This is a genomic window from Ferruginibacter sp. (assembly GCF_014377975.1).
In the GTDB taxonomy this organism is placed as follows: domain Bacteria; phylum Bacteroidota; class Bacteroidia; order Chitinophagales; family Chitinophagaceae; genus Ferruginibacter.
Genome location: NZ_JACMOO010000149.1, coordinates 1 through 13,620 on the forward strand (window position 1 = coordinate 1; position 13,620 = coordinate 13,620).

The window sequence follows — 13,620 nt, forward strand, 5'->3', positions numbered from 1 at the left end:
TGCATTTGCAATATCAATATTATATTTTTCCGCAAGGAGGTTAAGATTTTTTTGTAAAAATTGTTTTTCGGCTTCGGGTAGGGTTAAGCGTATTGTATCTTGGGCCTGCACAATTGTAATGGAAAAGAAAGGCAAAAGCAATAGGCAGTTTAGCCCATGGTTTTTTAAATTCATTTTATATGGATTATTAAGGGTTTTGAAACAGTTATCATGTAGTAACACTACAAATACTTTACGGATTATTCGGTGCGTATAAATAATGACTGTAAAATTATAGAAAAAGATGCAAATGTTAAGCGAAGCTGCCAATAACCATGGCGGAGGAGTAATGATATCAAGTGAAGCTATTTTAAATTCAGACGTATTGGTTTGATAAAAAGGAACCTGAGATATCGTAACAAATTTTTTCCTTATTATTTACAGTTGCCTTTTGGTAATTGTAAATAATATTTGCGAGCAATTAAAAAATTCAACTATTGTTATCATTAAAGCTACCCGGAAAATATTCTTTTAAGCTGTAAATATCATTTACTGGTTTTACATTAGATTCTTCAACATCTTCTGCTAATACCTTGTGCTAAAACATTGATCAGTCAATATTATAGACTCGTAATTTGAATTCAATTATTTTTTCCTTGCAAATATAAATCTATTGCAAATGTGCTGAGAAAATTGTTTTCCAAATGTTAATCAATCAAGAAATCAGCACTATAATAAATTTATTTTTTACTCTGAAATGGTAAAAGAAGGAAATAAGCTACGCATTGTAATACAATTACCTTAAAAACGATATGCAGCAAAATATTACCTGATAATAGGCATTGAAGTCGCATCTAAAAAATGCCTTCAACTTTTTGACTAAAATACTATAAAACACAATATTTATGGGATGGATGTGTACGAAATTTTAAAATCTAAAAGAGGTAATCTTTAATTATGATTATTACAACAACTTTCTCCAAATTTATTTTTATTTCGAGGCTGCTGGTTTTAACTGATCCAGTTAAATTCATATTCCAGCGGAGCCTTAATACCACGGCCAGCTACTTTTCTGAATCTTTCAGGAAGGGCCATTAGATAATCTCTTGCTTTTTCTCCTTTCTCGTTCAAATCGCTCATACTACCAATGTTCCATTCAACTAACAGTGAGTCCAGAATGTTGGTATAGTCCCAGCTGGTATAAACGCCCAGGCGTTGGGCAGCATCGCTGAAATGAGAAAAAGTAGAACCTATTTCCTCACCCGCCTGGCGAAGAAAATGCGCCGGCATTACAATTTTTTTGCGCATCATGTCTTCAAATGCAATCATCATTTCACTGGTATCAATTTCAAAAATTTTTGCTACAAAACTTTTATAGGCTTTGGCATGTCTTGCTTCGTCAGAGGCAATTACACCGCAAATTTTTGAAAGTTGAATACTGCCATGTTTTTTTGCCAGCGAAGCTGTACGGCGGTGAGATATATTGGTGGCCATTTCCTGGAAAGAAGTATACACAAAGTTTTTGTACGGATCGGTACCAGTGCCAATATCAAAACCATCGGCAATTAAATATTGTGTACTTATTTCCATTTGGCGCATATTGACACGGCCTGATAAGTAAAGGTATTTGTTCAACAGATCACCATGACGATTTTCTTCAGCAGTCCACATTCTAATCCATTTTGCCCAGCCCTGCGGATCACTTTTAGTAATGCCTTCCACATCCATCAGCCAGCTTTCGTATGTTGGTAATGCTTCTTCAGTAATTACATCTCCCACCAATACCGCCAGATAATCGTACGGTAATTCTTTACATTGTTCCTGCAAATCTTTTAATTGTGCTGTAAAATTTTCAGAAGAACTGTCTGGTAAAAAATCTGATGGCTGCCAGTTGGTATCTATTTTCTTTAAAAATTCATCAATAATACTATCAATTTTTTTCGCCAAAAAATTCATTACCTCAATTTTACTTTGCTTATTTTTAATCATGATGAGTTATAACAGTTCTTATACTAAATGGTTGTGGTTGTATTAGACAAAACTGGCACTAAAGGTACGTTTTTTTTGGCTGACAGATTTGATGTTATCAATTTTATAGTGTTATCGAAAAAAATATCCAGGCATATTATTGCTAAAAAGGATACCACTCCCGTTTGTTAGTAAACTAAATACCATATTTTCTTTTAATATTCCTGTCGGTTTCTCTTTCTTTAATCGTTTCTCTTTTATCGTATATCTTTTTGCCTTTACCGAGGCCAATCTCCATTTTAAAAAAACCTTTATCGGTTAAAAATATTTTCAATGGTATGATGGAATAGCCTTTTTCTTTTGTTTTGGCTTCCCATTTGCGAAGTTCTCGTTTGTTGAGCAGCAGTTTACGTTCCTGTAACGGGGGATGATTATTATAAGTGCCAAAACTATATTCTGAAATATGCAGACTTTTTACGTACAATTCTCCTTTATCGAAATAACAATAACTATCATTAAAACTGGCTTTGCCACTGCGCAGGCTTTTTATTTCTGTACCTGCAAGCACCAGCCCTGCAATATATTTATCTTCAAAAAAATATTCGTGATATGCCTTACGGTTACTGATTTCCAATCGTTTTTTTGTAAAAATACTGATTAAAGCAGATATCGGAACTGCTAACTTAACAGCAGTTTAAAAAAATAAATTAAATATTTATCGGTGAATAGAGTTACAAACACAATCCTGCAAAGGTTTACGTGCATCCTGGTAACCTATTTGAAAAATATTCAAACAACATGCTTTGGTAAACCTGCATTTCTGATTTACATTCCGTGTAACTTGCCTCTTTTCTAATTGTAAAATATTATCGTCATGATACCGAAGAGTTTTACTAAAATACTACTGCTGGTTTTATTCTTTTATTTGCCTCTCAATTCAATGGCCTGGGGTATGTTGGGGCATCGTATAGTTGGACAAATTGCGGATAGTTACCTCACCCCAAAAGCAAAAATGGCAATTAGCAAAATATTGGGTGATGAAACCATTGGTATGGCAAGTACCTGGGCTGATTTTATAAAAAGTGATTCAAATTTTGCTTATGTTTCTCCATGGCATTATATAAATATTGATAGCGGTTTATCAAGGCAGGCCGTGTTGAAATTTCTTGATAAGGATACAGCCGTTGACGCCTATACCAAGATTAATTTTTTAGTAAAACAGTTAAAAAATAAAAAGTTACCTCATGCGGATAAAGTTTTTTATTTAAGATTACTCATTCATATTGTTGGCGATGTTCATCAACCGCTTCATGTGGGAAGGCTGGAGGACCTGGGAGGTAATAAAATAAAAGTATCCTGGTTTTTTGCATCCTCCAACCTTCACCGGGTATGGGACGAACAGCTAATTAATTTTCAACAACTTAGTTATACTGAATATGCAACAGCTATTAATCACACAACTGCGCTTGAAAGACAGGAATTGCAAAAGCAAAATATTCAATTATGGATTTACGATTCGTACAAAACAGTGGAAAAAATATATGCGGATGCAAAGTCCGATGACAAATTTGATTACCGCTACAACTTTAAATTTATTGATACGGTAAATAAGCAGTTACTGAAAGGAGGTGTTCATTTAGCTGGATTGTTAAATCAAATATTTGGCTGATAATTCAATAAAATTTAGAACTGTCAATTCAAAAAATTGGCAGTTTTTTTATGCAAAAAAGATCCCCGTTGAATATGAGCAGGCCATATTTTCGGACATATAATTTTAAAACTACGCTATAGCCGCAGGTGCTTCCATGTGGTGTAATTATTATGATACAATATCAATACTGTATGGAAATCTTCGTTTAATCAGCTTTTTGTACAAATAAGTGACACATGTTAATTAATATTTGTTTGTATTTCTAAAACGCTCTTTTCGATCCTTTAATTTGTGTCGTTCATCCATCTATTTTACCACTTATAACAATTTATAAAAAGTAGATTTATGAAAAATATATATAAGTAATTGATTTTTAGTAATATAAATTAATACACACTATTAATCACAAACTATTACTATAAAATAAATGGTACTTTATATTGCATAGTACTAAAATAGTTTTTATCTTTGTTCTATCAAATCAAACTAAAAACAATTAAAAATTAAGTTATGAAAAAATTCATCTTTGCAATGTGCGCAACAGCATTAATTTTAATGATCCCTGCAATATTTATTGGCTATTTATATAGCGATAATATTACCACTGACAATACAAAAAATGCCGACGCTAACCAGGCCAAAATTCAGTCAGCCAGCGGTAACCAGGAAACTGGTTACAAACCAGAATTAATTTTTATTTTAAAAGGAGTTTAATCTTTAGCGGCAAACCTATATTGGTTTTTTCCGCTGGCTTAGAATATAAAAACGAGCGGCTTTTTTTAAAGTTAAATGCGTTTTTGAAACAAAGTAACCTGTTAAACATTTTATTAAAAGCTTTGTATTTCTTTTTTCTTTTAAAGTTAATCAAGGAGTTTCAAAATCATGTTTCCCAAACATACTTCTACCCAAAACAGTTTCATTATTAATAGTCAGGCAGGGTGTCATTTGCTTTCCATAAATATTCTATGTTACTTTTGTTTTAAATTCAATTTAAACAAAAGTAAAATTCATCAGCATTATGATTGTATTAGAATATTTTGGGCGCAATGATTTTGATCAATTGATGAAATGGATAGAAGATGATGAATTACTAATGAACTGGTCCGGTTCATTGTTCAGTTACCCTTTAACCTTAAAAAGTTTGGAATGGTATATTGATGATGTAAATGACATCAACAATTCCGATGCTTTTATTTATAAAGCTGTTGATGTAGTTTCCGGTAAAACAGTGGGGCATATTTCATTGGGTAGTATCAGCAAAAAAAATAAATCCGGAAGAATCAGCAGGGTACTTGTGGGTGGAAATGATAACAGGGGCAGGGGTTGTTGCCAGCAAATGGTAAAAGCGGTTTTGAAAATTGGTTTTGAAGAATTGCAATTGCATCGCATCAGTCTTGGTGTGTACGATTTTAATACCGCAGCAATTAATTGTTACAAAAAGTCAGGTTTAATTGTTGAAGGAATTACCAGGGATGTGTTAAATTTTAAAGGTAATTGGTGGAGCCTTGTCGAAATGAGCATTTTGGAGAAAGAATGGAATAACCGGGTTTAATAAACTTACTGAATTATGTATTTAAAGTTTCTTATTTTATATTCATGGCGTGCCTAAAAATAAAAAAGGGCCAGGATAAAAATCCAGCCCTGTTTAAATCCAATATCCTATGAAAAACCGTTACAAATATAAATACGAAATGGCATAAAAAAAATACCCGGAAGTGAGTATTTTTATCAATTGCCCGGTATATGAAATTATTATTCTGAACGCCATTTTTACTTTTATCAGCAATAATATTTTCACTTTTATCGATACTTAACAGTACAGACAAAATGTATCCCGTTTGTTGGAAAAGATTAATTTAAAAAGACTGCCTACTGTTCAATCTTTATAAAACATATAACAGGCATTTCTACTTTTTTAAAATCATTTGTAAGGACATCAAAATAACGAAGCAATACCACACCATCTGCTCCAATACCGGTAATTACTAATTGAATATTTTTATTAGCTTTAAATGCTACTACGTCACCAATTTCAAAAGGATTGTTCATGATAATTTTTTGGAACTAAGGTAACTAATTTTACGATAAATATTTATACCTGCTGTTAAGTTGGCTGATTTTGTGAAGATAGAAGGATGTATTTTTTCTTTACAAAAAAGTTATTAAATAAATTTTACTCAAAAAACTTGTCTGTATGACCTGGTTCAAGACCTGCTTTGGTATAGCTGCGAAAATATTCATCGGCAGATATGAATCCGCTACCCTTTACTGCAAATAACACTGCCAATAGTAAAACGACTAAAGATAATAACAACTCTGTATTGGAAAAACTCATACCCAGTCTGCTGTTCACAAAAAAAATCGCCCCTATTATAATTACTATTTGAATGATACACATCCACCTGGTGAAAAGGCCAATTATTATAAAAAAGCCACCCAGTAAATTGAAGTAGGTAATGATGAAAGCCAATACCTGGCTATTTTTACCAAAAATTTCCAGGCCGCCTGTTTTCAACATTGTTTCTAGCACAACGGTATCTTTAAAAAATAAAAAGCCTTTCCATAAAATAATTAAACCGAGCATAACCCTGAAAATTGTGAGCCATGTAGGCTGGGGAGCATTTTCTTTTTGAAATAGGATATCAGTTTGCATGCTTGATAATTTTAATGATAATAAAATAAATTCATTTACAAAAATTATAGATGGTTAGAACTCAGAAATTTTATTACAAATATAATTTTTTTTTACAGATAGTGCGTTATGAGTGCCAACCGAAAAAGGCAACCGTGGCACTGACTTATTTTTATTGCCCAACAAATGATATTTTGAAACAACCGTTGTTTTCGGTCTGCTTGCAAACAGGTAGTTTTTATCATGCACACAATTTGTTTTAACAAGATAGAGATAGATGAAAATTTCCGGGGGCAGATAATGCAATAATTATCTCAATTTTTATTTCGTCAAAATAATGTTTTATCACAACTTGCAATTACCTTTTGTCTAGTTCAATTTATTCTGTAAATCCGGATGTAGATACTACCCTTATTTCGTTAAAACAAGTTAGTTCGGTAATACAAAGGTTGTTCACGATTTTATCAATATATTTATAGCCGCATATTAACAATGCCTTTTAATATTTATTTACTTCTTCCATAAAAAATCTAGAAAAAATGACACTTACCAGAAGAAAATTTTTAGTAAAAAGTTCACTCTCACTTGCAGGAACTATGTTTTTATCCAACCAGATTTTTGCTACCCGAACTGCAGGATCAACAACGCTGGGCATTCAGTTATATTCAGTTCGGGATGATATGAAAACAGACCCGTTGGGAACTTTGAAGCAACTATCTGCAATGGGATACAAAAACCTAGAACATGCCAACTATGGGGACCGGAAATTTTATGGCTATTCTGCTGCTGAATTTAAAAAAGTGTTGAACGATCTTGGATTAAAAATGCCGAGTGGTCATACTGTAATGACTGGTAAACATTGGGATAAAAACGCCAATGACTTTACGGATGGCTGGAAACAAACGGTGGAAGATGCTGCTATTGCCGGACAGCGCTATGTTATAAGCCCCTGGCTGGATGACAGCCTTCGCAAAAATTATGATGATTTGCTGGGCATGCTGGATATTTTTAATAAATCTGGTGAACTTTGCCAGAAATCAGGAATGAAATTCGGCTATCATAATCATGATTTTGAATTTAAAGAATCTTTAAATGGTAAGAAGGTGTATGATATCATACTGGAACATACTGATCCAAAATTAGTAATACAACAAATTGACATTGGCAATATGTATGGCGCAGGCGGAAGAGCACTGGAAATTTTGAAAAAATATCCGGGCCGTTTCGAAAGTATGCATGTAAAAGATGAAATAAAATCAACAGCAAAAGGAGAGATGGATGATGAATATGACAGCACCGTTTTAGGAAAGGGAATTTTACCCGTTAAAAAAATAGTTGATCTTTTCAAAAAGTCCGGCGGTACTACAGAGTTTATAATTGAACAGGAGAGTTACCAGGGTAAAACACCCCTGGAATGTTCAGAAGAAGACTTAAAAGTTATGAAGAGTTGGGGCTATTAATTTGATAATCTTCTAAAATATTATATTATTTTTTTTACACCCCGGCAATTGCCGGGGCTATTTTTTTAAAAGCCTTTTAAGTAATTATTATTTTCGCTGCATTTTTATTAACGTGGTTTTACCTTTTTTTAAAACTAAAGTATTACCGGTAACCAGGTATTTATCTACCTCATTTAAGGCATTTAAAAAAGTGGTTTCAAAAGGCATATCCGGGCAGGCTGCTAACTGGTAAACCTGTGCGGTAAATTTAATTTTGCCATTGTTAATAGTATAGGTTCCATTTATGGGATTGCAGCCACCAAAACCGCGGTAATTTTTTGCAGCAGTTTCAAAAACCAGGTGTGCATCTTTATTCGTGTTTCCGCTTTGCTTTACCGGTACTTCCTTTAACTCAATGAGTGTCCATTTGCCGATGGACCAGTTATTATCGGGGGGTAATTTAGAGCTGCAGGACAATAGTAAAAATATAACTGATACCAGAATGCGGCTAATTTTCATAACAATTATTTTTTGAGTAAGTTAACAAATTACCTTCTTATTATACAGGTTATAAAGCATTTGGACAAGTTTAAAAAACAGGATAATTCTTATTTTTAATTGGTGAAAGAACAAAGTAATTATCTCAAAGGGAGGGCAGCACTTAATTTTACAAAACTTACATATACGCATTTAACAATCCTTGCTAATATTCTTTATCACAAGTAAGCTAATGTTATGGAAATAAAATGAAACCAACATTCAACAATTTACATACTGATTTTATTTTTTCAATGTTACGCGGCACGGCTGCTATCAATGAAAAAAAAGGAAGTTGATATAACTGTCAGGGAAAAATACCTTACTGCTGTATTTCAAACACACTATCAATTTGCGCAATTAAACCGAACCTAAGCCTATATAAGGCTTTAAAAGATCTTAACAGTTATGATGTGCATTATCCAGAAGTTGATGCAAAACAGAATAACAGAAATGACAGGTTCGGTGTGCTATTAAAAATATAATTTTTGTTGTAATGCGTTATTGAGCCACCAGACTCAACAGAGCGGTTAACCAGATATACAAGCTGGTAGAGAGTTTCAGCGAAATTGAAGAACAGAAAATTGATAATAAAACGGATTTGTTTCCGCTGGTTGCCCAATCAGTAATTGAAACAAGACAGACAAAATAAGAATCTGTAATACTTCCGTTATACCATTGGGCAATATGTGTGGAGTACTTAAAGAAAAAATAAAACAATCATCCTTTAAAAATCTTTCAAAACAAAAATAAAGGAATAAATTAATTGGCATGTAACTGAATCGTTGTTGCATGCTGTTATTAAATTGGCTGTTTTTTAGTCAGAAAATATTTTTTATTTTTCAGCAAATTTAGAAACTGGCTGTTAATGTTTTAAAATTTTAGATATTATATCAAAGAGGTGTTTATTTTTGCACCGTGAATAATGTTACAAGTTATACCTATGATAAAAGCTACGGTTGGAGTAAGGCCTGTCAAAACAAGCTATTTCGTACAAAACTAATTAGCGGATTGCTGATGTTTTTAAGCCTGTTAATTTTTCTGCCTTATTTTTTTTCCTATATAGAAAAAAGGGATGGAGCTGTGTTGACCGACTGGCTATTACAATATATACCTGCCATTGATTTTTCTGTACTTATTTTTATCATAATCTGGTCGGTGTTTTTACTGGCCATTGTTCGAAGTGTGCAGGAACCGGCTATTTTTTTACGCATGCTGATTTGTTCCGTAGCGTTGCTGCTGCTAAGAATGATAACCATTTACCTGTTTGCACTTAACCCTCCTGAAGGACTGATTGTTTTACGGGATCCAATCACCAGCCTTACTTATGGTGGTAGAGGAATATTTATTACCAAAGACCTTTTTTTCTCTGGCCATACCAGTAATTTATTTATGGTGTATTTATGTCTTCCGAAAAGGAAAGATAAAATCTTTGTGTTACTCGGTTCAATTTCAGTAGGGTTACTCGTTTTGGTGCAGCATGTTCATTATTCCATGGATGTTATCAGCGCATTTATCATTACATTTTTTTTAGTAAAGGGAACAAGAAAACTTTTTTCAGTTTAACTAAAATTTCTGTTTTTTTATTTTCTGCTTACATAAAACTCCAATGCTGCTCGGCGTTGTAATAATGAATATTTGTTTCAGGCCAATGCTCTTTATCAAACCCAGGCGCTTTTGAAAGCTCTTCTTTTGTTTGATCAATAATAAATAACTGGTTAACAGGATCAACGGTAAGAAGCCTGAAAGGAATAGCAAAGAACTTTTCTCCTATACCTAAAAACCCACCAAATTCTATTATAAAATATTCAATCTGTCCGGTGTTTACATTCACCATAATATCTTTTATGCTGCCCAAATGTTCAGCTAGTTTATTATGCACTTTATCTCCGATTATAGAAGTAGCGGTGAGACATTTTAAAGGAAGGTTAGGGTAAAGACCTTCTTCATTTTTACCTGTAATATTATCATTTAATATTTCTTCCATGTTTATTTGTTTTAATGAGTAATCGTAAAATAACTTCAAAAGTAAATTTCATGCCACAAACGCGTAATTAAGCGATTGTTCTGTCAAAGGCATTACAACACTACTTTATTCAGATTGTCCATCTAACGCAGTCAGGATTGTAGAATTAAATACCCGTTTCAAATAAAAAAATAAAGTGATTAAAAAGACAAAAGATGATATCAGTGCGATAGTTAGCTGCTTTTAAATATAATTGTATTAAAAGTAGATTGATGATTTAAATAATTGCTCTCTAAATTTGTTTTTAAATGATTATTTTCAAAGGCTTCCATAATTTTATTAAACTATTTATATGCAAATGATTAAAAAAAATATTTTGTTTATGTTGGCAGGATCTTTAGTAATGATGAAAACACTGAACGCACAAATACAATATCCCGAAACAAAAAAAGTGAACCAGACAGATGATTACTTTGGTATCAAAGTATCCGACCCATACCGCTGGCTCGAAGATGATAAAAGCGACTCAACCAAACAATGGGTAAAGGTACAAAATGCGGTTACGCAACAGTACCTCGATGCAATTCCTTACCGCAAAAACTTTAGGGAAGCTATTGAAAAAGTATACAATTATCCTAAATTTTCGGCTCCTTTCAAAAAGGGCGGCTGGTTTTATTTTTATAAAAATGAGGGCCTGCAAAATCAAAGCGTATTGTACCGCCAGCAAGGCTTGAATGGTAAACCGGAACTGGTAATTGATCCAAATAAACTAAGTTTAGATGGCACTACCCGGTTACAATTATTTTCATTAAGTAAAGATGGGCATTACGCTGCTATTGGACTTAGCAAGGGGGGCAGCGACTGGCAAACATACTATGTGAGGGATATGAAAACCGGAAAGGATCTGAGCGATGAATTGAGCTGGGTAAAATTTAGTTCTGCTGCCTGGAAAGGGAATGGCTTTTACTACAGCCGTTACCCGGCACCACAAAAAGGCAGCAGCGATCTAACTGCTAAAAACGAAAACCACCAGGTATATTTTCATAAAGCAGGTACCCCGCAAATAGAAGATAAACTCGTTTACGAAAATAAAGAAAATCCGCAACGCTTTATCACTGCATCCACGAGCGAAGATGAACACTATTTATTTTTAAACATCAGCGACAGAGGAAAAGGCCTGGATGGAAATGCCCTTTATTTTAAAAACTTAAATCAAACATCTGACACCAGTTTTATACCTATTGTTAAAGAAATTACTAATAATGATTATCATTTGATAGATAATACAAAAGACCGGTTTATTTTAAAAACCAATGAAGGCGCACCCAACAGCAAAGTGATTGCTGTAAGCATTGCTCATCCCGATATTTTAGGTGCTGAAATTATTGTATCCGAAAAAAAAGAACCATTGCTAAGTGCCAACACAGGAGGCGGTAAATTATTTCTTGATTATTTAAAAGATGTAAGCACGCGTACTTATGTGTACAATTTTACAGGTAAGTTTTTAAACGAAATTAAATACCCCGGACTAGGCAATAGTGGCGGATTAGGCGGTAACAAAGATGACAAGTTTCTGTTTTATGTGTACACTTCTTTCACCGTGCCCCCAACTATTTATAAATATGATATTGCCACCACTGCCAGTACTATATTCCGTCAGCCGGAAGTGAGCTTTAACCCTGCCGATTATGAAACCAAACAGGTTTTTTACCCGTCTAAGGACGGAACAAAAATCCCTATGTTTATTGTTAGCAAAAAAGGGATACAGTTAGATGGTAACAACGTTACCTTGTTATATGGATATGGTGGTTTTAATATAAACCTAGAGCCAGGGTTTAGCGCAACCCTACTGCCTTTTTTAAATGCAGGCGGCATTTATGCACAAGCCAATTTGCGGGGTGGCGGAGAGTATGGTGAAAAATGGCACCAGGCAGGAATGTTATTAAACAAGCAAAATGTATTTGACGATTTTATTGCCGCAGGGGAATATTTAATTGCCCAAAAATATACCAGCAGTCAAAAGCTGGCCATCAGGGGTGGCAGTAATGGCGGTCTGTTAGTGGGTGCTGTCATCAACCAGCGGCCCGATCTTTTTAAAGTGGCGATTGCCCAGGTAGGCGTTATGGATATGCTGCGCTTTCATAAATTTACTATTGGGTGGAACTGGATTGCTGACTATGGCAGCAGTGAAAAAGATGTAGTGAATTTTAAGAACCTTTATTCTTTTTCGCCATTGCATAATATTAAATCCAACCTGAATTATCCTGCTGTACTGGTAACAACAGCCGATCATGACGACAGGGTAGTACCGGCACATTCTTTTAAATATATTGCTACACTGCAGGAAAAATACAAAGGCAGTAACCCTGTACTGATTCGCATTGATACCAATAGCGGGCATGGTGCAAGCAATACCAAAAAAAATATTGAAACAATTGCAGATATATATTCTTTCATTTTTTACAATATGGGTGTAACGCCACAACTACAATGAAAATTTTAATTACAGGAGCCAACGGCTTATTGGGACAACATCTTGTAAAATTAATACTGAACAGCACTGATCATGAAGTGCTGGCTACCAGCAAAACAGAACCAAGCCAGGTGATACCCAATAGCCACATTCATTATTATTCGCTCGATATTACCGATGGCATGGCGGTTAATTCGATGATGGAGAAATTAGCGCCCGATATTATTATTCATTGCGCCGCATTAACGCAGGTAGATGAATGTGAGCAGCAACCTATTAAAGCGTGGGAGATAAACGTAACAGCTACCCGTTTTTTAGTGGATGCAGCAAAAATGATAAATGCCTTTGTGATTTTTATAAGTACCGATTTTGTATTTGATGGCATACACGGGCCATATAAAGAAACAGATGAACTGAACCCGGTAAGTTATTATGGCAGTACAAAAGTTGCCGCCGAAAAGGCCGTGGCAGAAAGCGGTTTGCCCTATGCCATTGTAAGAACTTGCTTGCTGTATGGTAATATTTTATTTGGTACACGCAGCAATATTGTAAGCTGGGTAAAAGAAAACCTGGAGGCAGGCAAAAAAATAAAAGTAGTAAGCGATCAGTGGCGCACGCCCACCTACATTGAAGACCTGGCTAAAGGGATTTTATTGATAGCAGAAAAGAAAGTAACCGGCCTCTTTCATATTTCAGGAAAAGATTTTTTAAGCCCTTACGATATGGCGATGGCAACAGCGGACTACCTGCACCTCGATAAATTGCTGATTGAAAAAGTAGATGCCTCCGTTTTTACACAACCAGCCAAAAGGCCTGCCACCACGGGGTTTATCATTGATAAGGCGAAAGAACAATTGGGGTATGAACCTATAAGTTTTAAAGAAGGATTGCAAAAAATGTTAGGGTGACAGACACGCTGACGACGATGATTGGAACTGATTTTTACGAATTGCCGAGGTTAAAAAAATGGGTTTA

The 13,620-nt window shown here is 34.3% G+C and carries 13 protein-coding genes; 7 read left to right on the plus strand and 6 right to left on the minus strand.

What is annotated here, in order from left to right:
* Positions 1-990: 990 nt before the first annotated feature.
* On the minus strand, positions 991-1,935 hold the full coding sequence (locus H7254_RS08765) for an acyl-ACP desaturase (protein ID WP_301932612.1): 945 nt from the start codon (positions 1,933-1,935) through the stop codon (positions 991-993).
* 208 nt (positions 1,936-2,143) lie between these two features.
* Positions 2,144-2,581, minus strand: coding sequence for an SsrA-binding protein (smpB, locus tag H7254_RS08770; protein WP_301932613.1), 438 nt, complete (start codon positions 2,579-2,581; stop codon positions 2,144-2,146).
* 240 nt (positions 2,582-2,821) lie between these two features.
* Between smpB and H7254_RS08775 the strand changes: the two genes are divergently transcribed.
* The 3 genes from H7254_RS08775 (at position 2,822) to H7254_RS08785 (ending at position 5,150) form a co-directional block, all read left to right on the plus strand.
* Positions 2,822-3,616, plus strand: a complete 795-nt coding sequence (locus tag H7254_RS08775) for a S1/P1 nuclease (protein WP_301932614.1) — start codon at positions 2,822-2,824, stop codon at positions 3,614-3,616.
* A 492-nt stretch (positions 3,617-4,108) separates the two neighbouring features.
* Positions 4,109-4,312 (plus strand): hypothetical protein, encoded by a 204-nt coding sequence (locus tag H7254_RS08780; RefSeq protein WP_301932615.1) that lies wholly within the window; start codon positions 4,109-4,111, stop codon positions 4,310-4,312.
* 304 nt (positions 4,313-4,616) lie between these two features.
* Positions 4,617-5,150 (plus strand): GNAT family N-acetyltransferase, encoded by a 534-nt coding sequence (locus tag H7254_RS08785; RefSeq protein WP_301924450.1) that lies wholly within the window; start codon positions 4,617-4,619, stop codon positions 5,148-5,150.
* Between the two features lie 317 nt (positions 5,151-5,467).
* Here the strand turns inward: H7254_RS08785 and H7254_RS08790 are convergent, their stop codons facing one another.
* Together H7254_RS08790 and H7254_RS08795 are read right to left on the minus strand one after the other, a co-directional pair.
* Positions 5,468-5,647 (minus strand): hypothetical protein, encoded by a 180-nt coding sequence (locus H7254_RS08790; RefSeq protein WP_301924449.1) that lies wholly within the window; start codon positions 5,645-5,647, stop codon positions 5,468-5,470.
* 124 nt (positions 5,648-5,771) lie between these two features.
* Positions 5,772-6,251 carry a DoxX family protein gene (locus H7254_RS08795; protein ID WP_301924448.1) on the minus strand — a complete coding sequence of 160 codons (480 nt, stop codon included), beginning with the start codon at positions 6,249-6,251 and terminating at the stop codon, positions 5,772-5,774.
* A 518-nt stretch (positions 6,252-6,769) separates the two neighbouring features.
* On the opposite strand from H7254_RS08795, the gene H7254_RS08800 reads away from it, so the two are divergent.
* The gene (locus tag H7254_RS08800; protein ID WP_301932616.1) at positions 6,770-7,690 is read left to right on the plus strand and encodes a sugar phosphate isomerase/epimerase; all 921 of its coding nucleotides are present in this window, start codon (positions 6,770-6,772) and stop codon (positions 7,688-7,690) included.
* Positions 7,691-7,777: 87 nt separating this feature from the next.
* Here H7254_RS08800 and H7254_RS08805 read toward each other — a convergent pair whose 3' ends face one another.
* On the minus strand, positions 7,778-8,188 hold the full coding sequence (locus H7254_RS08805; protein WP_301932617.1) for an META domain-containing protein: 411 nt from the start codon (positions 8,186-8,188) through the stop codon (positions 7,778-7,780).
* Positions 8,189-9,124: 936 nt separating this feature from the next.
* Here H7254_RS08805 and H7254_RS08810 point away from each other — a divergent pair.
* Complete coding sequence (locus H7254_RS08810; protein ID WP_301924445.1) at positions 9,125-9,772, plus strand: phosphatase PAP2-related protein; 648 nt, start codon at positions 9,125-9,127, stop codon at positions 9,770-9,772.
* A gap of 28 nt (positions 9,773-9,800) precedes the next feature.
* Here the strand turns inward: H7254_RS08810 and H7254_RS08815 are convergent, their stop codons facing one another.
* Entirely contained in the window at positions 9,801-10,193 is a 393-nt protein-coding gene (locus H7254_RS08815) for a PRC-barrel domain-containing protein (RefSeq protein WP_301932618.1), read from the minus strand.
* 361 nt (positions 10,194-10,554) lie between these two features.
* Between H7254_RS08815 and H7254_RS08820 the strand changes: the two genes are divergently transcribed.
* Together H7254_RS08820 and rfbD are read left to right on the plus strand one after the other, a co-directional pair.
* Positions 10,555-12,666 (plus strand): prolyl oligopeptidase family protein, encoded by a 2,112-nt coding sequence (locus H7254_RS08820; protein ID WP_301932619.1) that lies wholly within the window; start codon positions 10,555-10,557, stop codon positions 12,664-12,666.
* On the plus strand, positions 12,663-13,553 hold the full coding sequence (rfbD, locus tag H7254_RS08825; protein ID WP_301932620.1) for a dTDP-4-dehydrorhamnose reductase: 891 nt from the start codon (positions 12,663-12,665) through the stop codon (positions 13,551-13,553). The genes H7254_RS08820 and rfbD overlap by 4 nt, the downstream gene beginning before the upstream one ends.
* The last annotated feature ends 67 nt before the right edge of the window (positions 13,554-13,620 follow it).